Source organism: Mesorhizobium sp. CNPSo 4670, assembly GCF_057784235.1.
Genome location: NZ_JBWJFQ010000018.1, coordinates 187315 through 212642 on the forward strand (window position 1 = coordinate 187315; position 25328 = coordinate 212642).

Annotated in this window: 24 protein-coding genes and 1 tRNA gene; 13 read left to right on the plus strand and 12 right to left on the minus strand. The window is 61.7% G+C overall.

Annotation, left to right across the window (positions count from 1 at the left end):
• Window positions 1-10 precede the first annotated feature (10 nt).
• The 4 genes from AC0ZT5_RS26245 to AC0ZT5_RS26260 all read right to left on the minus strand — a co-directional run bounded on the left by AC0ZT5_RS26245 (window position 11) and on the right by AC0ZT5_RS26260 (window position 3924).
• Window positions 11-811, minus strand: a complete 801-nt coding sequence (locus AC0ZT5_RS26245) for an ABC transporter permease (protein ID WP_477280994.1) — start codon at window positions 809-811, stop codon at window positions 11-13.
• Window positions 808-1719: an ABC transporter permease gene (locus AC0ZT5_RS26250; RefSeq protein WP_488498800.1), complete on the minus strand. Its 912-nt coding sequence runs from the start codon at window positions 1717-1719 to the stop codon at window positions 808-810. The genes AC0ZT5_RS26245 and AC0ZT5_RS26250 overlap by 4 nt, the downstream gene beginning before the upstream one ends.
• Complete coding sequence (locus AC0ZT5_RS26255; protein WP_488498821.1) at window positions 1719-2801, minus strand: ABC transporter ATP-binding protein; 1083 nt, start codon at window positions 2799-2801, stop codon at window positions 1719-1721. The genes AC0ZT5_RS26250 and AC0ZT5_RS26255 overlap by 1 nt, the downstream gene beginning before the upstream one ends.
• Window positions 2802-2883: 82 nt before the next feature.
• The gene (locus tag AC0ZT5_RS26260) at window positions 2884-3924 is read right to left on the minus strand and encodes an ABC transporter substrate-binding protein (protein ID WP_477280998.1); all 1041 of its coding nucleotides are present in this window, start codon (window positions 3922-3924) and stop codon (window positions 2884-2886) included.
• 238 nt (window positions 3925-4162) lie between these two features.
• Here AC0ZT5_RS26260 and AC0ZT5_RS26265 point away from each other — a divergent pair, with 238 nt between their 5' ends.
• A complete protein-coding gene (locus AC0ZT5_RS26265; RefSeq protein ID WP_095083584.1) occupies window positions 4163-4864 on the plus strand; it encodes a GntR family transcriptional regulator in 702 nt (233 codons plus the stop codon).
• 668 nt (window positions 4865-5532) lie between these two features.
• Here the strand turns inward: AC0ZT5_RS26265 and AC0ZT5_RS26270 are convergent.
• Window positions 5533-6297 (minus strand): SDR family NAD(P)-dependent oxidoreductase, encoded by a 765-nt coding sequence (locus AC0ZT5_RS26270; protein ID WP_488498801.1) that lies wholly within the window; start codon window positions 6295-6297, stop codon window positions 5533-5535.
• 189 nt (window positions 6298-6486) lie between these two features.
• On the opposite strand from AC0ZT5_RS26270, the gene AC0ZT5_RS26275 reads away from it, so the two are divergent.
• Window positions 6487-6699 carry a hypothetical protein gene (locus AC0ZT5_RS26275; protein ID WP_095084346.1) on the plus strand — a complete coding sequence of 71 codons (213 nt, stop codon included), beginning with the start codon at window positions 6487-6489 and terminating at the stop codon, window positions 6697-6699.
• Between the two features lie 346 nt (window positions 6700-7045).
• Window positions 7046-8974 carry an adenylate/guanylate cyclase domain-containing protein gene (locus AC0ZT5_RS26280; RefSeq protein WP_488498822.1) on the plus strand — a complete coding sequence of 643 codons (1929 nt, stop codon included), beginning with the start codon at window positions 7046-7048 and terminating at the stop codon, window positions 8972-8974.
• A 356-nt stretch (window positions 8975-9330) separates the two neighbouring features.
• On the opposite strand, the gene AC0ZT5_RS26285 is transcribed toward AC0ZT5_RS26280, so the two are convergent.
• On the minus strand, window positions 9331-9717 hold the full coding sequence (locus tag AC0ZT5_RS26285) for a hypothetical protein (protein WP_488498802.1): 387 nt from the start codon (window positions 9715-9717) through the stop codon (window positions 9331-9333).
• Between the two features lie 178 nt (window positions 9718-9895).
• Here AC0ZT5_RS26285 and AC0ZT5_RS26290 point away from each other — a divergent pair, with 178 nt between their 5' ends.
• The 3 genes from AC0ZT5_RS26290 (at window position 9896) to AC0ZT5_RS26300 (ending at window position 12858) form a co-directional block, all read left to right on the plus strand.
• Window positions 9896-11347 carry a LuxR C-terminal-related transcriptional regulator gene (locus AC0ZT5_RS26290; RefSeq protein ID WP_488498803.1) on the plus strand — a complete coding sequence of 484 codons (1452 nt, stop codon included), beginning with the start codon at window positions 9896-9898 and terminating at the stop codon, window positions 11345-11347.
• 47 nt (window positions 11348-11394) lie between these two features.
• A complete protein-coding gene (locus AC0ZT5_RS26295; RefSeq protein WP_477281009.1) occupies window positions 11395-11751 on the plus strand; it encodes a hypothetical protein in 357 nt (118 codons plus the stop codon).
• Between the two features lie 549 nt (window positions 11752-12300).
• Window positions 12301-12858 (plus strand): dihydrofolate reductase family protein, encoded by a 558-nt coding sequence (locus AC0ZT5_RS26300; protein WP_488498804.1) that lies wholly within the window; start codon window positions 12301-12303, stop codon window positions 12856-12858.
• Window positions 12859-13048: 190 nt separating this feature from the next.
• On the opposite strand, the gene AC0ZT5_RS26305 is transcribed toward AC0ZT5_RS26300, so the two are convergent.
• The gene (locus AC0ZT5_RS26305) at window positions 13049-14110 is read right to left on the minus strand and encodes a cupin domain-containing protein (RefSeq protein WP_488498805.1); all 1062 of its coding nucleotides are present in this window, start codon (window positions 14108-14110) and stop codon (window positions 13049-13051) included.
• A gap of 209 nt (window positions 14111-14319) precedes the next feature.
• Between AC0ZT5_RS26305 and AC0ZT5_RS26310 the strand changes: the two genes are divergently transcribed.
• The 3 genes from AC0ZT5_RS26310 to AC0ZT5_RS26320 all read left to right on the plus strand — a co-directional run bounded on the left by AC0ZT5_RS26310 (window position 14320) and on the right by AC0ZT5_RS26320 (window position 16660).
• Window positions 14320-15090, plus strand: a complete 771-nt coding sequence (locus tag AC0ZT5_RS26310; protein ID WP_477281015.1) for an alpha/beta hydrolase — start codon at window positions 14320-14322, stop codon at window positions 15088-15090.
• 146 nt (window positions 15091-15236) lie between these two features.
• Window positions 15237-16097: an alpha/beta fold hydrolase gene (locus AC0ZT5_RS26315; RefSeq protein WP_488498806.1), complete on the plus strand. Its 861-nt coding sequence runs from the start codon at window positions 15237-15239 to the stop codon at window positions 16095-16097.
• A gap of 68 nt (window positions 16098-16165) precedes the next feature.
• Entirely contained in the window at window positions 16166-16660 is a 495-nt protein-coding gene (locus AC0ZT5_RS26320; RefSeq protein ID WP_488498807.1) for a DUF302 domain-containing protein, read from the plus strand.
• Window positions 16661-16921: 261 nt separating this feature from the next.
• On the opposite strand, the gene AC0ZT5_RS26325 is transcribed toward AC0ZT5_RS26320, so the two are convergent.
• The 3 genes from AC0ZT5_RS26325 to AC0ZT5_RS26335 all read right to left on the minus strand — a co-directional run bounded on the left by AC0ZT5_RS26325 (window position 16922) and on the right by AC0ZT5_RS26335 (window position 19078).
• On the minus strand, window positions 16922-17152 hold the full coding sequence (locus AC0ZT5_RS26325) for a hypothetical protein (protein ID WP_488498808.1): 231 nt from the start codon (window positions 17150-17152) through the stop codon (window positions 16922-16924).
• Window positions 17153-17232: 80 nt separating this feature from the next.
• Window positions 17233-17309 (minus strand) — tRNA-Arg (locus AC0ZT5_RS26330).
• A 278-nt stretch (window positions 17310-17587) separates the two neighbouring features.
• A complete protein-coding gene (locus AC0ZT5_RS26335) occupies window positions 17588-19078 on the minus strand; it encodes a sensor histidine kinase (protein WP_095083532.1) in 1491 nt (496 codons plus the stop codon).
• Between the two features lie 278 nt (window positions 19079-19356).
• Here AC0ZT5_RS26335 and rpmH point away from each other — a divergent pair, with 278 nt between their 5' ends.
• The 4 genes from rpmH (at window position 19357) to AC0ZT5_RS26355 (ending at window position 22420) form a co-directional block, all read left to right on the plus strand.
• Complete coding sequence (gene rpmH, locus AC0ZT5_RS26340) at window positions 19357-19491, plus strand: 50S ribosomal protein L34 (protein ID WP_008833937.1); 135 nt, start codon at window positions 19357-19359, stop codon at window positions 19489-19491.
• Window positions 19492-19507: 16 nt separating this feature from the next.
• Entirely contained in the window at window positions 19508-19861 is a 354-nt protein-coding gene (gene rnpA, locus AC0ZT5_RS26345) for a ribonuclease P protein component (RefSeq protein WP_488498809.1), read from the plus strand.
• 14 nt (window positions 19862-19875) lie between these two features.
• Window positions 19876-21690: a membrane protein insertase YidC gene (gene yidC / locus AC0ZT5_RS26350; protein ID WP_488498810.1), complete on the plus strand. Its 1815-nt coding sequence runs from the start codon at window positions 19876-19878 to the stop codon at window positions 21688-21690.
• A 169-nt stretch (window positions 21691-21859) separates the two neighbouring features.
• A complete protein-coding gene (locus AC0ZT5_RS26355; RefSeq protein ID WP_457151957.1) occupies window positions 21860-22420 on the plus strand; it encodes a fasciclin domain-containing protein in 561 nt (186 codons plus the stop codon).
• Between the two features lie 183 nt (window positions 22421-22603).
• Here AC0ZT5_RS26355 and AC0ZT5_RS26360 read toward each other — a convergent pair whose 3' ends face one another.
• Both AC0ZT5_RS26360 and AC0ZT5_RS26365 read right to left on the minus strand, forming a co-directional pair.
• On the minus strand, window positions 22604-24151 hold the full coding sequence (locus tag AC0ZT5_RS26360) for a DHA2 family efflux MFS transporter permease subunit (RefSeq protein ID WP_488498811.1): 1548 nt from the start codon (window positions 24149-24151) through the stop codon (window positions 22604-22606).
• A partial coding sequence (locus AC0ZT5_RS26365; protein WP_488498812.1) for an HlyD family secretion protein occupies window positions 24148-25328 on the minus strand: 1181 nt, incomplete at its 5' end. The genes AC0ZT5_RS26360 and AC0ZT5_RS26365, both read right to left, overlap by 4 nt.

A 25328-nucleotide genomic window follows, 5' to 3' on the forward strand; every position in this document is an offset into this window, starting at 1 on the left:
TCACTTGAAATCAATTCCTGCGCCCGAATATCTGAGCGACAGACAACAGGACGACCGACAGCACGATCAGGCAGGTCGAGATGGCGGCGATCGTCGGGTCGATCTGGTCGCGCAGCGCGTTGAACATGCGGCGCGTCAATGTCGTCGTATCGCCGCCCGATATGAACAGCGAAACCACCACTTCGTCGAAGGAGGTGATGAAGGCGAACAGCGCGCCCGAGACGATCGAGAAGCGGATCTGCGGCATGGTCACCTGCCAGAACGCGGCGACGCGGCCGGCGCCTAGGCTGCGCGCCACGCGCTCCTGGTTCATGTCATAGGAGCGCAAGCCCGACAGCACCGTCAGCACCACCAGCGGCAAGGCCTGCACGGTGTGCGCGATGACCAGGCCGGTCAGCGTGTTGTTGAGCCCGATCCGCGCATAGAGGAAGAAGGTGCCGATACCGATCAGGATCACCGGAACGATCAGCGACGCTGTCAGCAGCGCGTTGATGGTGCCGTTGAGGCGCAGCGTGCCCCGGTTGATCGCATAGGCGGCGGCGGTGCCGAGCGGCGTCGCCACCAATGTCGTCATGATCGCCACCTTGACCGAGACGATCGTCGCGTCGCGCCACTCCAGCGACTGGAAATAGGTCTGGTACCAGCGCAGCGACCATTGCTGCGGCGGGAATTGCAGCAGCGTCGAATCCGAAAACGACATGATGACGATGATGATCGACGGCGCGATCAGGAACAACAGCACGAGGCCGCCGAGGGCGTAGAGCCACAGACGTTGCCGGTGCGAGATCGGCAGGCCGATATCCTCGCTCATCGCGAACTCCATACGCCGGTGGCACGCGCGCCGAGCAGCCATTGGAACAGGCCAAGAAGCGCCAGCGTGACCACCAGCAGCACCACGCCGAGAGCCGCTCCGGCTCCCCAGTTGGAATAGAGGCTGGTGGTCTGCTCCATGCGCATCGCCCACATGATCACCTTGCCGCCGCCCATCAGCGCCGGGGTGACGAAGAACCCCAGGCAAAGCACGAAGACGATGACAACGCCCGAGGCAAGGCCGGGTAGAGACAGCGGAAAGAAGATCTGCCGGAAGGTCGCGACCGGGCCGGCGCCAAGGTTCATCCCGGCGCGCAGGCAATCGCCGTCGATGGTCTTCATCGAGGCGTAGAGCGGCAGCACCAGGAATGGCAGCAAGATGTGCGTCATGCCGATGACAACGCCCGACAGATTGTTGGCGAGCGACAGCGGTTGGCTGATCACGCCGAGGTCGATTAGCCAACTGTTGATCAGGCCCTTGCGCTGCAGGATCACCAGCCAGGCATAGGTGCGCACCAGGACCGAGGTCCAGAACGGCAGGATGACGAAGATCAGGCAGATCGAGGCTGCCCGGCGCGGCAGTTGCGACAGCATGTAGGCCAGCGGATAGCCGAGCAGGACGCAGGCGCCGGTGACGATGAAGGCGACCTTGAAGGTGGTGACGAAGGTCTTGATGTAGGAGGCCTGCTCGAAGAACCGCGCATAATTGGCGACGCTGAGGACGCCGGCCTCGTCGAACAGCGACAACCAGAACAACCAGCCGATCGGCACGACGATGATGGCAAAGACCAGGAACAGGCTTGGCGACAGCAGCGCCAGCAACCGCAGCGACTCGCGCCGCGCGTCGGCGCGCAGCGACTGCGCATTCAGATCGCTGGCAGATGCATGGAAGGCGGATTGCGCGCTCATCAGTCTGATGCCACCAGGACCGTGTCCTGTGCGTCGAGGCCGAGGCTGATCGGCTGGCCGGGAGCCGGCATTCTGCCCAGCACGTCGCTGCGGCAATAGTCGCGCAGCGTCAGCTGGCGGCCGTCGCGCAGCGCCGCGTAGCAGACGAAGCTGTCGCCCTGGTAGATGATGTCACCGACCGTTGCATTGAGCACGTTGACGCCGCTTTGCGGTTCGGCATTTGCCAGCAGCCGCAGCTTTTCCGGCCGCACCACCATCAGGTGCTGGCCCGATGCCGGCGCCGGCGCTGCGGTATGGATTCTCCTGTCCTCGTACCAGACCGAACCATTGCGGCATTCGACGGGAATGAAGTTCGATTCGCCGATGAAGCCGGCTACAAACCGCGTCTGCGGCGTGGCGTAGAGGGTTTCCGGTCTGTCGAGCTGTTCGATGCGCCCGCCATTCATCACCGCGATGCGGTCCGACATGGTGATGGCTTCGCGCTGGTCATGCGTGACATAGACGGTGGTCATGCCAAGCCGGCGATGGAGGCTGCGCAGCTCGATCTGCATATGTTCGCGCAGGCCCTTGTCGAGCGCCGACAAGGGTTCGTCCATCAGCACGATGCGCGGCTCGAAGACGATGGCGCGCGCCAGCGCCACGCGCTGGCGCTGGCCGCCGGAGAGCTGGTTGACGCGGCGCTCGCCGAGGCCCTGCAGCTTGACCAGATCCAGCGCCTTCTCGACGCGCTCGGCCGTCTCGGTGCTGGCGACGCCGCGCTGCTTCAGCGGAAAGGCGATGTTGTGGAAGACGTTCATATGCGGAAACAGCGCGTAGTTCTGGAACACCATGCCGATGTTGCGCTTGTGCGGCGGCGTGGTGATGATCTCCTCGTCGCCGACCTTGATGCTGCCGGCATTGGCTCGGACAAAGCCGGCCAGGATCATCAGCAGCGTCGTCTTGCCGGATCCGGAAGGGCCTAACAGCGTCAGGAACTCGCCGGCTTCGACATCGAGGTTGAGGTCGCGCAGCACCGCTACGTTGCCAAATCGTTTCTCGATCCGGCGCATGCTGATCGGCAGCGCGGATGGCGCAATGGACAAGATCATCGTCTCCTGAACTGAGGCGGCAGAGGCAGGGCGAGCGGTTGCGCCGCCCTGCCGTGGTTTGGGTTCTGGCCAGAGCCTATTGCTGGACCAGATTGTTGAACTTTTCCGTCGCCTCGACCAGCGTGTCGCGCCAGAATTCGGCGTCCTGCAATACCTGCTTCTTGACGTTTTCGGGCGCCGAATTGATGTCCTTGATCCTCTCCGGCGGGATCTTGCCCGTCTCGAAGGCCTTTTCGTTCACCGGCCCGTTGTCGACATAGAGCGGCAGATTGGCCTGCAATTGCGGGCTGACGAACATCGCCAGCGCCTTCATGGCTGCGTCCTTGTTCTTGGCGCCCTTCGGGATGACCATGCAGTCGGCGGTCAGGACACCCTGGTCGAACGAGAAGCTGACCGGCGCGCCTTCCTTCTTCAAGGTCCCGGCGCGGCCGTTCCAGATGCTCGCCATGTCGACTTCGCCGTCCTTGACCAACTGCATGGCCTGGGCACCGGAGGTCCACCAGGCATCGACATGACCACGGATCTTGTCGACGGATTTCAGCGCGCCGTCGATATCGACCGGATAGACCTTGTCGATCGGAATGCCCTCGGCCAGTGCCGCGACGCTCAGCGTCTCCGTCGCCTGGCTGCCGCTCAGCGCGCGCCGTCCCGGAAACTTCTCGACATTCCAGAAGTCGGCCCAGGTCTTCGGGCCCTTGTCGCCGAAGACATCGGTCCGGTAGATGAGCACGACCGAGGTGTAGGAAATGCCGACCCAGTCGTCATGGACCAGCTTCGGGTTGATGCCGCTTTTGTCGATGATGCCGTAGTCGAGTTTTTCGAACAGGCCTTCCTTCGAGCCGCGTGCGCATTCGTCGGCGCCAAGCTCGGTGATGTCCCATTTGACGGCATTGCCGGACACCTGCAGCCGCACGTCGTCGAGGCCGTTGGTGGTGTCTTCCTTGATGGTGATGCCGAGCGCATCGGCGGTCGGCTTGAAGAACGCCTTGGTCTGCGCCTCCTGGTAGGTGCCGCCCCATGAGGCGACGGTGATGGTATCGCCCGCCACGGCGGGGGCTGCGAGCGACGCCATGAGGGCGGCAACCGCGACAACGCTAACATTTCTGGTCATGTTCATTTTCGGCTCTCCAACCGGTGTTCCCATTGTTTTTGATTTCGCATGCTATCTTGTATACAATTTTGAGTGTAGCTTAGCGATCGGTGATGTCAACACCGTCCGGCGCGATCGAATTCTGGCGTGTCGAGCAGGGCAAAGATGGAAAGAGACGGCCTCGCTGGGGCGTGGCAAATTACGCCGACTGCGACTACAGCTGTGCGTGTCCCGGCTGAAAGACCGGAGAACTGGGGACGAAACCTTGGCCAAGGAAACCAAAAATACGCTGCGCGACTCGGTCTATTCCTCGCTCAAGGCGATGATCGTGACCGGCCAGATTCCACCGGGCTCGCGCGTCACCGAAAGCGACATCGCCGCAAAGCTGAATGTCAGCCGCACGCCGGTGCGCGAGGCCTTCAACCGCCTTGAGCGCGATGGCCTAGTCACCGGCAGGCCGCGCCAGGGCTATGTCGTCACCGAGTTCGACATCAGCATGTTCCGCGAGGCCTTCGAGATCCGCGAATTGCTCGACGGACATGCGACCGAGCTGGCCGCGGCCGTGGCGACGGAGCAGGACAAGGCGCGGTTGCGCGCCATTCTGACTGAGTGCGAGCGGCTGGCCGCCATACCGGATCGCACCACCAGGGAGAAATTCCAGGAGCTCGAGGCCGGCATCGACCTGCATCGCGTCATCGCGCAGATCAGCGGCAATGTCATGCTGCACGGCATGCTGTGCGGCATCCTCGACAAGTGCCAGCACTATGTCTGGACGGAGCTCTTGTGGCTGGACGAATGGAAGATCGCCCGCGACGAGCATGCCGAAATCGTCGACGCCATCTGCGCCGGCGATGCCAGCCGCGCCGGCACGCTGGCGCGCGCCCATGTGCGGGGATCCCGCGACAATGTGCTGCGCCTGCTGCAGGCCAAATCGGACTACCAGAGTTTCCTCGCCAAGGCGTCTTGAACACGCCGGCTAACGGGATGAAGCGCCTGGCAGGCCTTCATTGGCACGCCCGAAGAAGTTCGAACGCCTTAGCAGCCAGCGCCTATCATGGGCTGAGTTCTATGCGCTGCGGCCGAACCTGCGGCCGGCCAACGATAACGGGCGGAGGGGTACAGCCGGCGAGGCCGGCTGCATTCGGCCGCTGGAATGCCATGACAGCCAGTCGCGTCCTGGTTTTCCAAATAGGCACGAGATGCCAGTGGCTCCTGCTTAGCGACGAATATGGATCCGGCTGGCGTCCCCGCCGATCGAAGTGGACCGCCAGGCCTTCGTTGACTGCTGCCAATACAGCGCACCGCTCAAGCTGATCGTCCGACAGCTCGCAATCACGGACTTTATCTCGCACTGTCTGAACTGCCGAAAAGGTCGAGATGATGCGTCCGGGAGCAGAGGAGTCGATATATCCGGCGATAGCGTCAGTGACGTCATCGGGAACAAGAAAGTTGAATTGGCGCGACGTGGTGGAAGCTACGATCCGATTTAGCATTTCGCCTGCTGAAAGCCCCAACGGATATTATCCGCTGCGGACGGTATATCAGCAAGAACTAATGGGCATCGATCGGTGTTATGCACCGAATTCTAACCTGTCGGAAGGACATGCTGCCTCGTTCCGTCCCGGCGAAGCGCCTTCAGCCCTTGCGCTCTTGAAGGCTGTTGCCGCCATCGACCACCAGCAGCGCGCCGTTGACGTAGCTGGCGCCTTCCGATGCCAGGAACACGACCGCTGCGGCCACTTCATCCGGCCGGCCGGCCCGCGCCGGCGGCGTATGCAGGGCCGCGGTCCGCTCCATCTCGCTCGACGATCCCGTTTCGATCCAACCGGGGGCCACGGCGTTGGCGGTGATGCCGCTTTTCGCCACTTCGAGCGCCAGCGTGCGCGTCAGGCCGACCATGCCGGCCTTGGCGGCGGAATAGGCGGCGGTGCCTTCGAAGGACACCAGCGGCCCGGTGACCGACGCCACATTGACGATGCGCCCATAGCCCGCTTCGACCATCGCCGGCAGAAATGCACGGGTGACCAGAAACGCTGTCTTCAGGCTGACGTCGATCCCTTGGTCCCAGTCGGCCTCGGTCATGGAAAGGAACGCCTTGTCGACCGAGGGCGATGCCAGCGAGCCCATGCCGGCATTGTTGACCAGTATATCGATGGTGCCGGCGCTTGCCCGCAGCCGCTCGACATCGGCGGCGACAGTGAGATCGGCGACCACGGCAGTGGCATCGATGCCGTCGGCACGAAGCTCGGCGGCGCGATCGAGCACACGCGCGCTGGCGCCAGTGAGGACAACGGCATGGCCGGCATGGCTGAGCTGCCGGGCAATGGCAAAGCCGATGCCGTCGGACGCACCGGCCCCGGTGATCAGCGCACGCTTGATGCTGGCAGGGGACTTGGTCAAATCAGGCTCCGATGGTCGAAATCAAAGCACCATAGTCGATGAATTGATTTGGCGCGCCGGAGGAGATGAAACTGGTACTGCTGTGTTATTTGGCGCCTATCAGTTCTAATAGGCTCGGCCATTGCACAGAATGTTGGCGCACCAGTCGCCGGCCGCTACGCGAACGGCAGATTCGAACCGGAGGCTCAAATGTCAGTTGTCGAGGAAGAAGCTTCGCCCGCGGTCCCCTCACATCCCGAGGAAATCAAGTCGGTTTTCGACCTGCGCTTGGGCAAGCATGTTACTTTGCAGGGCAGTGCCAGGATAACGCCGGCAGGCGTGATCAGCGCGGGCATCGCGGTCGCCGTGATGACGCTGGCGATGGGTTATCTTGCCTCGTCGACCAGGCGTCGCAGGCAATAGGCGAGACCCAGCTGACGCGCCGGCCGAAAGGAAATTGGGCGCCGTTATATCATTGCTGCGCCTGTTGGTTTCTGAGATCGCCGCTCGGAGTGTTGGGTCCGCTTGGCGCCTTGAGCCGACGCTTGGCACCGAGGCGATGGACATCTCAATGGGGGTCGGAAGCGACTGTCAGCTTTCAGGCTGGGCAAAACAGCAGCCCCTTGCGTCCAGCGTAGTGCGGACCGCTTTGCGCCGATTCTGTTGAAAGAGTCCGACGCACCGCAAAGTCGGCGCCGCGGGGCGGGCCTCTCGTCAGGACGCAGCATTAGGTGTACCATTTTGGCCCTGTTGCGTCCGGGGCCGGATGATGATCGTCCCTCCATTGAACCGGAAACTGCTGGCGATCCTGGCAGCGGACATGGTCGGCTATTCAAAGGCGATCGAGATCGACGAAGCTGGCACCATCGGACGCCTGAGGGCTATCCGGGCCGATCTGACCGATAAGGCGATCGCTCTGCACCAGGGTCGAATTGTCAAGCTGTTAGGAGATGGCGCACTTGTCGTCTTCGACAGCGTGGTCGATGCGGTGATCTGCGCAGCCGAAATTCAGAAAGCAGTGGCCGTTCGCAATGGTGGATTGCCGGAGCATGAGCGGATTGTGTTCCGCATCGGGATAAATCTTGGCGATGTGGCACTGGTGGATGGCGATGTGTATGGCGACGGCGTCAATATCGCCGCTCGCCTAGAGCAGCTTGCCGAGCCGGGCGGAGTAATGGTGTCAGGTACGGCCTACGACCATTTGCAGGGCAAGCTTGATTGGCCACTCGATTTCGTTGGCGAGCAACAGGTCAAGAACATCAATCGCCCCGTGCGGATGTACCGGGTGAGGCTCGATGGCAAGCGGGTGCGTTGGACCTTACGCAAGGCGATGCCGCGCTGGACCAGGACGGCTGCGGCGGCCGTCGTGGTGCTGGCTCTGGCGGGTGGAGCGACCTGGTGGTTCTTTTACCCCGCGCCACTGGGGGCCAAGCCTTCGGTCGCGGTGCTGCCCTTCAATAATTATGGCGACGACGAGATCACCGGTCGTTTGGCGGATGGGTTGACTGAGGATATCATCACCGACCTCGCACGGTTTCCCGAACTTGAGGTCGTGGCCCGGAATTCGACGGAAGTTTACAAAGACAAGCCGGTGGATGCCCGGCAGGTCGCAAGTGCGCTCCATGTCGGCTTCGTGCTGGAAGGCTCTATCCAGCGGCAAAATGGGCGGGTGCGGGTTACCGCGCAGTTGATCGATGCACAAACCGGCAACCATCTTTGGTCGGATCGTTGGGACCGGCCCGCTGAGGACGTGTTCGCCGTCCAGACCGAGATTGCAGAGCAAGTCACCAACCGTCTCGGCAACGGCGTGGGGCTGATTCAGGGAGCGGGGCGGGCTGCAGCGAAGCGTAAACGGCCGGACAACTTGACTGTCTATGATTACTATCTGCTCGGAACCGAAAGGATTGAAAAGATTACCGTAGCGGATGAGGAGGAGGCTATCAGGCTGCTCAACCTCGCTGTCGCGCTGGACCCCGGGTTCGCCCGCGCCTGGGTGGAACTTTATCATGCTCATAACATATTGGCTGGCTTCGGTATCAATCCCGAGAGCGAGATCAAGGCGGCTGCCGATGTAGCCGAACGCGCGGTGCGGCTCGATCCGAGCGACGCCGAGGCGCACGCCGTTTTTGGCATGAGCCTCAAAGAAAAGGGCGACAACGCCCGCGCTAAGGTCGAGATGGACACGGCCCTCCGCCTCGCTCCGGGTTCGGCCGAAATCCTGACATTCTATTCCGGCTATGCGGCAGGCTTCGACGAACCCGAACGCGGCGCTCAGTTGGTCGACCAAGTTATACGGCTCGACCCGAATTACCCGATGTGGGCAACTAGTTTCTACTCCACGGCCTATTTTATGGCTGGCCGCTATGAGGACGCCGTGAAGATGCTGGAGCGTAAGACGCCCGATAACCACGGCAAAGGGGATTGGGTGGTGCGCAGCAGCTCCCTCGCGGCACTGGGTCGAACCGATGAGGCGAATACTTCGGTCAGGGAAACCCTCAAACGGTATCCGGACCTGACCGTCGAGGGCCTGGTCAATGAATTCAGCTCAAGCAAGAGGGAACGCGCTCGTTTCATCGAGACAATGCCGCTCGCCGGCTTCCCGCTTTGCGCCAAGCCCGAGGGGCTGGCAAAGCTCGCCAAACCAGTGCGACTACTGGAATGCGAGACGGGGGAGGCGCAGCCTCTCGGGCAGCCATAGAACAGCTCGGCTTGAGCGCTGACCGCCCGGTGAAATGAGCATCTCTACAGTGAAAGCCGGCTCGCCAAGTGAAGTCTGGCCAGTGGCGGCTATGTCCGGAATTGAGCCGCAAGCAGATCGGCAGCTTTCGAGCATCCAGTTAGCAAAAGCAGCCATTCAGCTCACGACCCCAAGCGGACGATTTTCGCCTTTGGTCGAATTCGCGCCTCTGATTTATTCCAGACATTCGTCGGATCCTAGACCGAACATCTAGCTTGGAACTCAAGGAGTACGGCCGAGCCGAAACGACCAGACTAGGAAGCTATTTGACCACAATGCTTGCCTGATTCCTGCCCCAGTTGCCCGCTCCAGAACGGTCACTCGTCGAGCCAGTATTGGCGGGGACAGGCGAACTGGCGCGAGGCGACAGATTGGCGCTTGGCGACAAATGCCAGTGCGAAGAGACTCCGGGGCGAGCGGTTCGCTTTCACACCAGGCAGGATCGTGTAACCCTGATCGACCAGTTGCAATTTCAGCTCGCTGAGATGCCGTTTGAAGCCGTTCTCGATTTGGCTCCGAGGGTAGCGCCATCCGTTCCTGCACGCTCGGATCAGAATGTCGGAATACAATTCGGCACTAACGGCTCTCACAGCATCTTCGGAAATCAGCTTGCCGTCAGATTGCGTGCCTTCGGACAAGCACGGTCCAACCGACAGAGGCAGCACCAGCATTGCGGCAAAGATAGATGACTTTGTCATGGACACCTCCTGCTTCCTGAATGGATCGGGATTCTGCGACCCGACCAAACCCCGTCGACAGGAAAGCCTAGAATTGGTGGCGGTCGGATGGCATCGTGCAAATGCAGTGTTTTCCAGATCGCATCTGTAGTATTTTGCCGTGCCGGGTCGGCCACAACTCGTAGCGGATCGGAGACTTGAAGCGATGCTTCGCGCCGTGAGCAATCCTCTGACCAGTCTGTCGGACCGGGAGCGGGTGGTCGCTGCAAAATTCGCCGAGGGGATGACCTACCGTGAAATCGGCGAGACGCTCTTCATAGCGCCGACTACCGTTCGGACCCATCTGTCGGCCATATACCGGAAACTCGATATTCGCAGCAAAGTAGCGCTTGCAACCTTGCTTGCCGACCAACGCGGGCAAGACACGGGCCAGGCATCATCCGGTGGCCTTTCGGTAGAGGGCTCTGGGCCAACAGTCGTTGCGGTTCTCCCTTTCGACAATCTGAGCGCGGACGAGCGATGGAACCGCTTGGCCGATGGCTTGTCGGCGGACATCATGGTCGACCTCGCTCGCTACCCCGACCTTGCGGTCATCGCCCGCCAGACCATGCTCTCGTACAAGGGACGGCGCGATGACGTGCTATCCATCGGGCGGGAACTGAATGCGGATTATCTACTTGAGGGGACCTTGCAGGCGGCAGCGCAGCAGCTGCGGATCTGCGTCCAACTCGTCGACGCGCGCACTGGAGTCGATTTGTGGACGGCCCGCTATGATCGATCAGCGGAAGACCTGTTTGCGATGCAGGACATGGTCACCGAAAACGTCGTCAACGTCCTTGCTAGCTGCTGCGGCAAGCTCGCAAAACTTCGACGCGATGTTGTCCGCCGAAAACACCCCGCCAGCCTACGTGCCTATGACTACTATCTGCTCGGCGTCGAGCAGCACAATTTGTACACGCACGCTTCGAATGCGGAAGCGGTGCGGCTTCTGACGCGTGCCATCGAGCTCGACCCTGGACTTGCCAGAGCCTGGACAGTACTGGGGCTGGCGCATGCCGTCGCCGCCATCAATGCGTTTACCAACGACCCTTCCGCCGCAAAGGAGCAATGGAAACTGTGCCTCGAACGAGCTTTGGCGCTCGACGCGGGTGATACCCACGCACGCATATGTCTAGCCGAGCTTCGAGCCTTGCAGGGCGATCTCGATGCCACAGCAAGAGAACATGATCTTGCCTTGACGGCCGCCCCGCACGATGCCGATACCCTCGCCTTGCTTGCCGGAGGAAAGGCGTTCGTAACAGGCGACCCGCGGGAAGGATATGAACTGGCGAAGCGTGCGATCCGTCTCAATCCGTATGTTTCCTGGTACTATAGCATGCTTGGCCGATCGAGCTTCGTTGTAGGTCTCCACAGGGAGTGCCTGACCGCGTTCAGCCAAGCACCGCCGGACTCGCCTGCAACGCTGCTGTTCCAGGCCATGGCGCACGCCATGCTCGGTGAAACACCTCAGGCAATAAAGATTGCCAACCGGTTGGCGAGAGAGTTTCCAAACTCTTCGGCCGAAGGGTTTATCGGCTCCTATCCAGTCACCAATCCTCCCGCTATTGCCGCGATCCGGGAGGGTGCCCGCCGCGCGGGGCTGGCAAGCTTCAATTGAGATACCATTGCGGAGACCTCGGCGAGACCAGGCGAATCCTAGCCACAATGTTGATTGCCTATGGTGCCGTAGAGGCTGTCGGCTACGCGCAGGCGCAAAATCCGCTCACAATCATCGCACCAGTCTCCGGTCAGACTGCCGATGGGACGCTCACCTTTTCCGGGACGGCTTTCGTCAACAGCATTACACGGCGCGGAACTATTAGCGGACAGACCAATACCGGGGTCGAATGCCGAGGGACGGCTATCGTCAATCTTACGTTCTCGCATGGAGAAGGGACGATCGTTTGCGGGCAACTCTCATCCCGGTTCGTATTCTCGCTGACCAGCCGACAACCCGTAGCTGGCACAGGAGCGGGAACCCTTTCCGACGGGCGCAAGGTGATGTTGAGAATAGGACAATGACCACAAATCGACCGCCCTTTTGTCAAGAAGTGGCGAGCTGAACATTGATGTAAGTGGGCTGACTATTACTCTTGCCAAGGCCGACGGAATCCGAGCCGATCGATGACCTCGCACGCGGAAACGGAAGCCCCCAAGCCCGGTTGTAGCGGATCACGGGTGGGCAACGCTTTCTCACGGCGCACGTGGCCTTCAGGCGTTCGACCCAGTGGCCGAACAGCGTGGTCGCGTTGACTGCGGACCATCGCACATATGGATTGGAAAGACTGGAACTGAGCCGCAAGCAGACTGTCCACTCCCAAATGGCAACCTCTCGAAAGCAGTCGTCGCGCCTGTGATCGAGCCAAAACTCGACGACAGTTCGAACCTCTCCGGGCGCACCTACGCCATGTGCGACAGGGTATCCGGCGGGTTCCCGGAGCCGCCGATTGTACGCCGCGAACGGCTGGTTTCTGGTCTGGCACCAACTTCTGAAACCGACCCATAGCGGAAGTTGAACATCAACCGCGAATAGCCCTACGTCTTTTCGAGCGGATGGCTTAGGCTCGTCGCATGGGACTATTGACCTTCAGTATAAACGTCACCCTGGACGGCTGCGTCGATCATGAGGAGGGAATCGCTGACGACGAGACGCACGCGTTCTTCACCCGCCTTATGGATGAGGGCGGGGCGATGCTGTGGGGCCGCATCACCTACGAGATGATGGAGAGCTACTGGCCGGCGGTGGCTCGCGGCGACGTGGAGGCGTCGCCGGCGATACGCGAGTGGGCGGTCAAGCTGGACGCCAAACCGAAGTACGTGGTGTCGTCGACGCGAACGGACTTCCCGTGGGCCAACAGCCACCACATCGCCGACGACCTGCGAACAGGTGTACAGAGGCTCAAAGACGCGACTCCGGCCGGCGTGCTCCTCGGTAGCGGCAAACTCGCAACCGAGCTGGACCGGCTGGATCTGATCGACGAATATCAGTTCCTCGTCCATCCCAGGATCGCCGGCCACGGCCCGACCCTGTACCAGGGCGGGCTGCCCGGTGCGCGACGGCTCGAGCTGGTCTCGGCGAAGCCGCTCCGCAACGGCGCGGTCGCTATGCACTATCGGCGCGAGCGCTGACTCGGAGCAGCCTCAACGCGCCCAGCTCGGGGGGCTTGCGTGTCGCAGGAGCGCCGCCGATTAACAGTCGGCTTTGGTCGCCTGGCGTCCGCTTTCCACCCCTAGTAGCCTGGCAAAAAGGTCCGCTGTTGGGCTGGCTACGCGAAGGCGTAATTTAGAGGGGCAATGGCGTAGGCGTAGTGATCCCAGCCTACCGATTCTGCGCGCCATTTGTGAATAAAACTGGACACTCCTGCCGGAGCCGCCCCGCCGCCCTTTGCCAGACCTTCCAGTAGCCAGCTTGGTCGAGGTCAATCGGCGCTTCTGCTTCCAGGACGTCCCCTTGCCTTCGGCCACCGTCAGACCGGCGAGCTGCTCGATAACGGCCAGGCGATAGGCCATGATGTCGATGGAACAGCTTCGAAAACGCAGCCGGGGTCTCGTAGCCGACACGGGTCGCAATCCTTGCAATCCCCTCGTCGCTTGTTTCGAGCAGAAACGCAGCCTCCGACATCCGGCGTGCGATCAGATAACGGTACATGGACTGGCCGACGAGGTTGGTGAAGCGAGCTGAAAACGCCGAGCGACCGAGCCCCACGCGCTGCCCTAGGTCGCCAAGGGTCCATGGTTGATCCGGTCGTTCGTGAATCAACTGAAGCGCCGGTCCTATGTGCGGGTCCGCCATCGCCCCCAGCCACCCGCCTTCTCCGGAATCGAGAGACTTGATCCAGCTTCGCAACACCTCAACGAAGAGCACTTCTGTCAGTCGTGAGAGTGCGACGCCTTGGCCGGGACGCGCGAGCGCCGACTCGCTCACCATGCGTTGCAGAATCGCCTCGAGCCATCCGCCGTCTTCCGTCGGCTTCAGGAGAAGCAGGGGCGGAAGTAATTCCAACACGCTGCCGCGCGAGGGCCGCTCCACAGTGAAATTGCCACAGATCATCGTCGAGAGAGGCTGCCCGTTGCCTCCATGACGAACGACGCCAAGACGTCCGGGCAGTCGACCGAGATCCGGAATCGGTAACGGCTTCGTCCGGCGGTCCGAATAAATCACGTGAGGCTCGCCGCGTGTGACGACGACAAAGTCGCCCGCGGTCATGTGGAGTTCTCGTCCCTCATCAAGCTCGAGGGTAGCTGAGCCACGACTGAGATAATGGAACAGGGCGTAGGGGCGCGCTGGCAATGCCAGATTCCATGGATGGCCGAGCTCGAAGTGGAAGAGCAGAGTCCCACCGAGGCGAATGCGATCCAGCACTTGGGCGAGGATGTCCATCTTCCCAATGTTAATTCGACGGACGGTCAGACACAATATTCGGACGATTGATGCCTAACGTCCGAATGCTCCACGTAGTACCTGATCTCAAGTCGAGCCAACAGGTCGCGCGGCAAACCATTACGCAAACGGCAGATGGGAGAACCGCGACTTTTGCCGACACGCCTGCCCCGGACCCGCGTCGTCCGTCATCTCAACAGGAGCAATCAATGCGAAATCTTCTACTCTCAGTCGCCACGGTCCTCATGGCCGGAGCAACACTTGCTGTCCCCGCCCAATCAGCTCAACTGCCCAAGGGCGCGGCTCACAATATCGTGCTCGTCCATGGCGCTTTCGTCGACCAGACGAGCTGGAAGCCGGTTGCCGATATCCTGACGAAGAAGGGCTACAACGTAACGCTCGTCGAAAACCCGCTCACATCCCTCGCAGCGGACGTCGATGCCACCAAACAGGCGCTCGCGAAACAGAACGGCAAGACCGTTCTCGTTGGCCACTCTTGGGGCGGTGTGGTCATCACCCAAGCAGGTGACGATCCAAACGTCTCGGCGCTCGTCTACGTCTCCGCATTCGCGCCCGACGTGGGGGAATCTCTGGCGAGCTTATCCAAGAGCGGTCCGGCAACCGAAGGCGCCGCGGCGATCCATCCCGACGAAAAGGGCAACCTCTACATCGATCCCAAAGTGTTTCCTTCGGCAGTCGCGGCTGACCTTCCTCCGGAGATCGCCGAATCCTTGGCAAACCATCAGCTCCCGTTGAACCACACGGCGTTCGAGGCTCCCGTCGATAAGGCAGCTTGGCGCGACAAGCCGACGTTCTATGTGATCAGCACGAAGGACAAGGTCATCGCACCCGAGGTCCAGAAGATTTTCGCCAACAGGATGAAGGCCCAGACGACGGAGGTCGCCGGCAGCCATGCCTCCCTCGTCGTTCACGCGAAGGAAGTCGCCGCGGTGATTGAAAAGGCCGCACTCGTGAAGTGACGATACCGCTCCCGGCACTTTCGTGCCGGGAGCACGCGTGCTCGGCGGACTACGGAATGCCTTGGACGGCGAGCGGCTCAAACCTAGCCAAAACCGCACCAGCTACCCCCACTCGATTATCTTATGCCAAGCATCCGGAGGATGACATGACTGAGTTCGACTCTGCGAGCCAGGACGCCGCCACGCTGGAAACGGCGCCCACCCGTTACATCGAAGGCAGCGGAATCCGCTTCGCCTATCGCCACCTCGGCCCATCGACCGGAACGGCGCTGGTTCTCCTGCAGCATTTCTCGGGCAACATCGACGCGTGGGACCCCGCCGTCGTGAATGTCCTGGCCGCCGATCGACCGGTGATCGTTTTCGATAACGCCGGGGTCGGCCGCTCGACAGGCCAAACGCCCGACAATATCGCGGCGATGGCCCGAGACGCTGTCGCTTTTATCAAACTGCTCGGCCTCTCCGAAGTAGACCTTCTGGGCTTTTCCCTCGGCGGCTTCGTCGCCCAGCAGATCGCTGCCGAGCACGGACGGCCGGTCCGCAAGCTGATCCTGGTCGGCACCGCGCCGAAAGGCGGAGAGGAACACCTGTTGGCGGTTCTCCAGGACGCGTTTTCCCAAACCGAGGCGCCGGACGTCCGCCTGCCGCTATTCTTCACGAAGTCGTCCACCAGCCAATCGGCCGGCCTGGCGTTCCTGAAGCGGGCGAAGGTGCGTAGGGAAGATCGGGACACCGATAACGGCGGCGCGGTGACGGATGCGCAGGCCAAGGCGCTTATTACTTGGTGCGCCACACCGGATCCCGAGCACGCCATTCTGCGCGCCATCCGCCAGCCCGTCCTTGTGGTCAGCGGCAGCCACGACACCATGCTGCCGGCGGACAACGCCTACGCAATGTTCAAGGCTCTGAGCAACGCCCAGCTGGTCCTCTATCCCGATTCCGGCCATGGCGCGCTGTTTCAGTACCCCGAATTGTTCGTCAGCCACGTCCGGACCTTCCTGGAAGCGTAATCGGCGGTTGCATAATCCCGGCGCGATCGGTCGCACCTTTATTCTTGAGAGCTGTTGCGGAGAAAGAAATGACAATCGCAAAGGTCGAGGTTGAGCGTTTCAGCCTGACGTGTTCCAAACCATTCGACGCCGTTGCGGCCGCGCTCAAGTCTGCGGTCGGGCAACCTGACATGGTCGAATTTTTCAAGGCGACGAGGGCTGCAAATTCCTTCTCGGATTTGGAGCGCGTTGTGCAAAACGGCCAAGGCCGCACCGGTCTCATGCTCTTCGCGGAATTCGACTTGGGCGCGATTCTGCGCCGCGAAACTGGACGCGACACTCCTAAGAGCATGCGGTTTTTGCTGGGCAATCCACTCATCATGAAAGAAATGGTCAAGCACGTTCCCGATGCTGGATCTTACGCCCCAGTCACAGTCCTTCTTGATCAACGTCCCGATGGCGTGCATGTCTCCTATGACAAAATGGAGAGTTATCTGCTCTCCTATGGTAATTTGGAGGCTCTTGCTGTCGCCCGCGATCTTGATACGAAAATCACAAGCTTGTTACGCGAATGCACGAGCTAAACTCTCCTGATGACGCTTCAGACGGATGGAAGTGAGAGTCCGTCCCGAACACGCATGACCTCTCGCGATGCGGCGGATGGGAACCATGCCGGCGACGGCGTTGAGGAATGCGGTCGCCGAAGCGATGGTGGCTCGGCATCCGTCCGGGTCGTGCGGAGCGGCTCGGTACAGTATCGCTTCGAGAGACCGTGACAGCCGCGCGAGCAAGCGTGTTCCGTCTCGGCCGCACCACTTGCGTCACGACGCGACCTGCGTTTTTCCCTAGAGCAATTCCAGGAAAAGTGTGAAACGGTTTTCCTTCCGGAATTGCCTCGAAACAAAGAGTTCGAGTAGTTCGCCGTTTCCGTGAACAGTGAACTGCTCTAGCTCGCGAGCTCGATCGAACTCACCCGCAGGCGCGGCGGCAGCATTCTTTGGCGCATTGAATGAACGGCTGCTTTTGGGCGCGGTGACCACCACTTCGAACGGCGATATGCGGCGCAAAGCAGTCATGAGCGCCTTCACCTGTCAGAGTCTGCTGAGGGTCGATCGCGGACCCCGAGTGCGCAGTGTGCTCTGGAGTGGTGGTATAATGGCGCGCCCGAAGAGATTCGAACTCCTGACCCCCAGATTCGTAGTCTGGTGCTCTATCCAGCTGAGCTACGGGCGCGCAACAGGCCATGCTTTCCATGACCCCGCTAGCCGATCGTGAACGACCGGCCGCGACGAGACGTGTTCCCTAGCGACTGAATTTCCGAAAAGCAAGCCGATCCGGCAAAAGTTTTGTCGCAAGTATGTCATCCGGCGACGGCGGTCAGGATTCCGCCATGTTCAAAAGGCCCGAAGTCGGGCCCAAACGCGATCCCTGGAAGGAAGAACACCGACCCCGGAGAAAATGGGCACCGGGCTTGCAGGGAATGAGCATCGGGCCAAACAGCGCCCGAACCATCACGCCGGGCGGCGCAGGCCGTTGCGGGCCTGGTCGAGCCGGACCGGCTGGTCGGGGATGGTGACCGCGAATGTGGTCCGCCCGCCAATGCTTTCCACCAGCTCCACCGTGCCGCCGTGCGCCCGGATCAGTTCGTGCGCGATCGCCAGGCCAAGGCCGGTGCCGCCGCTGCGGGCCGAGCCGCGAAAGGCCGCGAACAGGTTTTCCCGTGCCTTGGGTGGCAGGCCGGGGCCGGTGTCGGTGACGACGATGCGGCTGACGCTGCCCAGGCGCACGGCCGACACCGCCAGGCGCCGGACCAGCGCGCTTTCATTGTCTGCGGCCATGGCCTGCACGGAATTGCGGCACAGATTGGTGAGCACGCGGAACAGCTGCTCGGAATCGGCATCCACCTCGAAGGCCGGCTCGATCGCATTGACGAACTCGATGCCCTGCTCGATGTCGAGCAGGCCGTGCACGTCCTCGACCAGCTGGCGCAGCCTGAGCCTGCGGCGCGACGGCGGTGGCTCCTGGGTGCGGCCGTAGTGAAGCACGCCTTCGGAGTAGGAGACGGCACGGTCGAGCGCGCGCAGCAGTTTCGGCGCGAAGGCCTGCACCGTCGGGTCCTTGACCTGGCGCAGGCGGTCCGACATCAGCTGCGCCGAGGCCAGGATGTTGCGCATGTCATGGTTGATCTTCGACACGGCCAGGCCGAGGTCGGCAAGGTGCTTCTGCTCGGAGAGCATCTTCTGCAGCCGCTCCTGCATTTGCGACAGCTCGCGCTCGGCGACGCCGATCTCGTCGGCGCGGGCGGCGGGATGGATGATGCGTCCGGGGTCGTCGGGCGCTTCGGAGAACGACAGCATCGAGCGCGTCATCGTCCGGATCGGCCCGATCATGATCAGGTCGATCGCGGCATAGACCAGCATTGCGGTGAACAGCGAGATCAGCAGCGAGACGAAGGCGACGTTGCGCGAATATCGCAGCATGGCATTGCGCAGACTGTTGTCCGGCATGATCAGCTCGAACTCCTTATCGCTGTCGCCGACCGGGCCGAAGACGCGCAGCATCCGGTGGCCGCCGAAAAACAGCGTGTCGAGCGCGCCGGTCATGCCCTTGATCATGCCGATCGAGGCGATATCGATGTGTTCGTCGACCTGCGGCGGCATCTCGGCCACCACCAGCAGCCGCGACACGCCGCCGTCGCGCACCGCGATCGCCTTGGCGCCGATCGCCATCAGCACGTCGTTTTGGGCCGCACGCGACAGCGAGGTGGATTCACCTTGCACCAGCACGATCGACACCGCCGCAGCCGTGCTCAGCCGCTCCTTCAGCCAGTTCAGCCGGTAGCTGGCGATCCACGGCAGGAAGATCAGCACTTCGGCCAGAAGCACGAAAACGATGGTGAGCAGCAGCAGCTTGGTCGACAGGCCGCGCGACAGCGGCACGGTGCGCCCGGCGGTTGGCGCCGCCGTGTCGATCCGTTCCTCCGCCTGTATGGTTTCGCTCATGCGGCTATGTCTTCACGATCACTTGATCAACGCAGATTAGGCGATTACGGCTTTTTTACCAATTTCATCCTTGGCCGGAAACAAAAACCGGCCTGGACGACGACCGGCTTCGGCCTGGCGACTCCGGATTGACTTCCAAAACCCTTCTTTCTATAAGCCCGCTCACGCTCGGGCCATTCGTCCCGGCGCGGTTTCGATCGCGCCAAAACCGGCCCGGCAAAGCTCCTGTTACACAGTGACAGAATCAAGAAGGGCCGCACCCCGCGGTATTAAAACAAATGAAGCGTACCTACCAACCGTCTAAACTCGTCCGCAAACGTCGGCACGGCTTTCGTGCCCGCATGGCCACCAAGGGTGGTCGCGGCGTCGTCGCAGCTCGCCGCAACCGCGGTCGCAAGCGGCTCAGCGCCTGAACGGAAGACGAGATCGTTGCCCGCATCCGGCAAGCCAGTGGGACCAAATCCCAAGCGGCTTCTGAAGCGCGCCGAATTCCTGGCCGTCCGTCGTGGTGAAAAGCGACGCGGGCGGCTTTTTCTCGTTGAAGTTCTCGACCGCGGCGACGGCCTGTCGCCGCGCGTCGGCTATACCGTCACCAAGAAGGTCGGCAATGCGGTTGTCCGCAATCGCGTTCGGCGACGGCTGCGAGAAGCGGTCCGTACGCATGCCGCAAGTGACATGGCGTCTGGCAATGACTATGTCATCGTCGGGCGCGAAGATGTGCTGACCATTCCGTTCGGCCAGTTGAAGGCCGAACTCTCCCGCCGATTGCGCGGAACACGATAGGCCAAGGGCTTTCGATGGAAAACAACCGGAACTTCTTCATCACCATCGCGCTGTCGGTGCTGATCCTGGCGGTATGGCAATATTTTTATGTCTTGCCGCGCAGCGAAGCCCAGCGCGAGGCGGCCCGCATCGAACAGCAGCGCGTCGAAGAGCAGAAGAAGGCCGCCGACGCCGCCAATCCAGGCGCCGGTACCGCAACGCCCGCCGCACCTGGCGCCATTCCGAACGCACCCGGCGGCAACGCGATTGCGGCGGTCGACCGCAACCAGGCGCTGGCGGCAAGCAAGCGCGTCAAGATCGATACGCCGAGCCTCGAGGGCTCGATCAACCTGACCGGCGCGCGGCTCGACGACCTCAAGCTCAAGCATTACACCGAAACCGTCGACAAGAATTCACCCGAGATCGAGCTGCTCAACCCGCAAGCGCTGGCGACGGGATATTTTGCCGAGATCGGTTTCGTCGGCAACGACAAGACCGGTGCGGTGCCGGGTTCGGACACGGTGTGGAGTGTGGACGGCAATCCAACGCTGAGCCCGTCGACGCCGGTCACGCTCACCTACACCAATGACAAGGGCCTGACCTTCAAGCGCACATTCTCCGTCGATAACGACTATATGTTCACGGTTTCGGACACGGTGCAGAATTCCGGCAGCAGCGCCGTTTCGCTGTTCAACTATGGCCGCGTCACGCGCTATGACAAGCCGGCCGTCGCCAGTACCTACGTGCTGCATGAAGGTTTGATCGGCGTTACTGGCACCGAGGGCTTGGCCGAATACAAATACGCCAAGATCGAATCCGAAAAGCAGGTCACTCCGGGCAAGTCGACCGATGGCTGGCTCGGCATCACCGACAAATACTGGGCCGTCACGCTGGTGCCGACCGAGAAGCAACCGTTCCAGCCGCGCTATGCCTTTTTCGACGATGGTCGTCACCGCTACCAGTCCGACTTCCTCACCGATGCAATCAATGTCGATGCCGGCCAGTCCGCGACAGTCGAGACAGAGATCTTCGCCGGCGCCAAGGAAGTCGCCAAGATCAACGCCTATGAGACTGACCGTCACATTCGCCAGTTCAATTTGGTGATCGACTGGGGGTATTTCTATTTCATCACCAAGCCGATGTTCTGGCTGATCGACACGCTCTACAAATTCTTCGGCAATTTCGGCCTGGCGATCCTCGCCACCACCGTCATCGTCAAGGCCATCTTCTTCCCGCTCGCCAACAAGTCCTACGCGTCGATGGCGAACATGAAGAAGGTACAGCCCAAGATGCTCGAGATCCGCGAGAAATACGCGGACGACAAGATGAAGCAGCAGCAGGCGATGATGGAGCTGTACAAGACCGAGAAGATCAACCCGCTGGCCGGCTGCTGGCCGGTGGCGCTGCAGATCCCGGTCTTCTTCTCGCTCTACAAGGTGCTCTACATCACCATCGAGATGCGGCACGCGCCGTTCTTCGGCTGGATCCAGGATCTGGCGGCACCCGATCCGACCTCGATCTTCAATCTGTTCGGCCTCGTGCCTGTCACTTTGCCGCACATGCTGATGATCGGCGTCTGGCCGCTGATCATGGGCGTCACCATGTTCCTGCAGATGCGCATGAACCCGACGCCGCCGGACCCGACGCAAGCCGCGATCTTCACCTGGATGCCGGTCATCTTCACCTTCATGATGGCGGGTTTCCCGGCCGGTCTCGTCATCTACTGGGCCTGGAACAACACGCTGTCGATCCTGCAGCAGGGCGTGATTATGAAGCGTCAGGGCGCCAAGATCGAACTGTGGGACAATCTCGTGGCATTGTTCCGAAAGAAACCGTCGCCAGCGGAATAGCAGACGTCTCCTTCCATCAAAGCCCCGGCTGGTCCGGGGCTTTTTTATTGGCCACAGGTCGGGTCACGTTCCCGTGATCGGCGAAACTGAAAGCGGTCGCGGGGCGTGACTGCGTGTGCATTTCCAAAGGCTATCAATCCCGATCAGCCCTCACCCGGAGGAAGACCACATGCGCTTGCCGTCATTCAGGACCATTGCCCTTTCCGCACTCGTCGCCGGCGCGACGATCGTCGCTCCAGCCTATGCCAAGAACCCCAATGTTGGTGGCGCGCCCATGTACACCACCAAGACCATCGTCGAGAACGCCGTCAACTCGAAGGACCACACGACGCTGGTCGCTGCCGTCAAGGCCGCCGGCCTCGTCGACACGCTGCAGGGCGCCGGTCCGTTCACCGTCTTTGCGCCGACCAACGAAGCGTTTGCCGCGCTGCCCAAGGGCACCGTCGACACGCTGCTCAAGCCCGAGAACAAGGACCAGCTCACCAAGGTGCTGACCGCGCATGTCGTGGCCGGCAAGATCTCCGGCAAGGACATGATGGCCAAGGCCAAGGCAATGGGCGGCAAGTATGAGATGAAGACCGTTTCAGGCGATACGCTGACCGCCGAGGTCAAGAAGGGCAAGCTCTACATCATGGATGAGTCCGGCGGCGAGGCCAAGGTGACGATCGCCGACGTCAACCAGTCGAACGGCGTCATCCATGTCGTCAACAAGGTGCTGCTGCCGAAGTAACGGCTTCCGGCGCAGGGGATCAAGGCAAGTCCGTCGTGCTTTCTCGGGCCTGCCGCCCCACCTCATGATGAGGTGCCATGTTTCTTGGGAAGCTATATCGGCATCGGCCGGGGTCCCGTAGTCCCCCACAGGGCCCCGGTTTCTTTTTGCATCGGCATATCCACAGGGTAGCCCCTCGCGTCGTCACTCCACGACGGCGCTGTGGTCGACCTTGGCCGGCGTCGCCGGCTTGCGCAGGAGCAGGAGCAGCGGAACGGCGGCAAGCGACAGGATCATCATCAGCTTGAAGTCGTCCATGTAGCTGATGATCGTCGCCTGCAGCGTGACCACACCGTCGAGCACGGCACGGCCGGCGGCACTGTAAGGGTTCATCGCCTGCAAGATCGCCGGATTGCTGAATGCCTGGTTGTAGGGCGTCACATAGGTGGCGATGTTGGCGTGGTTGATCTGCACGTTCTGCGTCAACAGCGCGGTGACCACCGATATGCCGACACTGGAACCGATGTTTCGCGACAGATTGTACAGTCCGGTGCCTTCCGCGCGCCGCTCCGGCGCCAGCGTGGCGAAGGTGATGGTGGTCAGCGGAACGAACAGGAAGCCGAGCCCCGCGCCCTGGATGAAGCCTGTGCTGATGATCGTCCATTGCGAGACATCAGGCGTCCAGCCGGTCATGTCATACATTGCCCAGGCGGTGATGAGCAGACCGGTCAAGAGCAGCCAGCGCGTATCCACCTTGCCGACCAGCCTGCCGACCAGAAACATGCAGGCCATCGTACCAAGTCCACGCGGCCCCATGACGATGCCGGCCGTCACCACCGGATAGCCCATCAGCGTCTGCAGATAGGGCGTCATCAAGGCCAGCGAGGCGAGGTAGGTGATGCCGACGATGAAGATGAAGACCATGCCGACGGTGAAATTCCGGTCGAGGAAGAGCCGTGGGTTCACGAACGAGTTGCGGGCGGTGAAGGTGTGGACGAGGAAGATGTAGAAGGCCGACGCGCAGATCAGCGCCTCGACGATGATCTCGGATGACGAGAACCAGTTGAGCTGCTCGCCGCGATCGAGAAACATCTGCAGCGAAGCGATGGTGAGGCTGAGCATGCCAAATCCCAGCCAGTCCAGCCTTGCCTTGAGGTCGGTCTTGGTTTCCTGGACGAACATCGACACGCCGACGAAAGCCAGCATGCCGATCGGAACGTTGATGTAGAAGACCCAGCGCCAGCTGACATTTTCGGTCAGCCAGCCGCCGATGACCGGCCCGAGCACCGGCCCGACCATGATGGAAACGCCGAACAGCGCCATGGCCGAGCCACGCTCTTCGACGCTGTAGATGTCGAGCAGGATGCTCTGCGAAAGCGGCACCAGGGCGGCACCGAACAGGCCCTGCAGCAGCCGGAAGCCGACGATCTGCGGCAGCGATTGCGCGAAGCCGCAAAGAACCGAAGCGACGACGAAGCCGGTGATGGCGGTCAAAAGGACGCGCTTGCGGCCGAAACGATTGGCAAGGTAGCCCGAGGGCGGCGTCATGACGGCCGCCGCGACGATGTAGGAGGTCAGCACCCAGTTGATCTGGTCGGCGCTCGCCGAAACGCTGCCCTGGATATAGGGAAGCGCCACGTTGGCGATGGTCGTATCCAGCGCCTGCATGATGGTGGCCAGGATCACGCAAGCGGTGATGGCACCGCGATTGGCGATCACCGATGTGCCACCTGTCGCGGACGCGCTGGTCATGACTTCTGCTCGAACCGGTTGACGAGATCCGTGACGAAGTCCGGCAGGCCGCGCGCATGGCCGGTATCGATGCCGACCTCGACGCTCATCCCGCCGCGCAGGGGCGGCTTGCCCTGAGGATCGTCGACCGTCACGCGCATCGGGATGCGCTGCACGACCTTGACCCAGTTGCCGGTGGTGTTCTGCGCCGGAAGCAGCGAGAAGCTCGACGACGAGGCCGGGCTGATGGAGGCGACCGTGCCGTGCCAGACGCTGCCCGGGTAGCTGTCGACGCTGATCGTCGCCGCCTGCCCCGGCCGCACATAGGTCAGTTCGGTTTCCTTCGGCTCGGCCGCGATCCACAAATCGGTCGACGACACCAGGCTGAAGGCCGGCTGCGAGGCGGGCAGGTACTTGCCGACCTGAAGCATATCCACATTGGTGACGACACCGTCGAACGGCGCCTTGACGATGGCGTCGCCGAGGTTGCGCTGGGCGTCGTCCACCGCCGACTGGGCCTGCAGGTAGAAGGGGTTCTTCTCGACCGGCTGGCTGGCGTCGCCACCCAGCTGGGCAAGCATCGCCTGAGCCTGCGCCTTGGCGACGGACACTTTCTGGCGGGCGGCATCGAGGTCGTGCTGGGCGCTGTCAAAGGTGGCCTTCGAAGAGGTGGACGTCTTGAGAAGATCCTGCTGGCGCTTGAAAGCGGCCTCGTAATAGGGAATGTCGGCCTGCGCCTGCTCGATCTGCGCCAGCGACTGCTGGTAACTTGCCTGCAGGGTCAGCACCTGGTTGCGCACCGTCCCGAGTTGGGCCTGGGCCGCGGCAAGGGCCGTTTCGAAGGAGGCCGGCCTCAAGCGAAAAAGCACGTCGCCCTTCTTCACTGCCTCGTTTTCGTGCACGTCGATCTCGGAGACGGTGCCGGAGACGTCGGTGGAAACGCCGAGCGACTGCGCCTGGATGTAGGCATTGTCTGATGTCATGACCTGGCCGCCGACAACGTAGTAATAGCCGCCGACAGCCAGCGCGACCGGAAGCAGGGCGAAAAGGATCGGCCGTGTCAGGCTGCGCCTGGGCTTGACCGGCGCCGCAGGCGCAACCGCCACCATGACTTGCGGCTGCGGCTCTTTGGAGGGAGCCTCAAGTGTCGCGGGCTCGAGGGCAACCGGTGCTTCGTGCTCGTCGTCGGCGATGACGG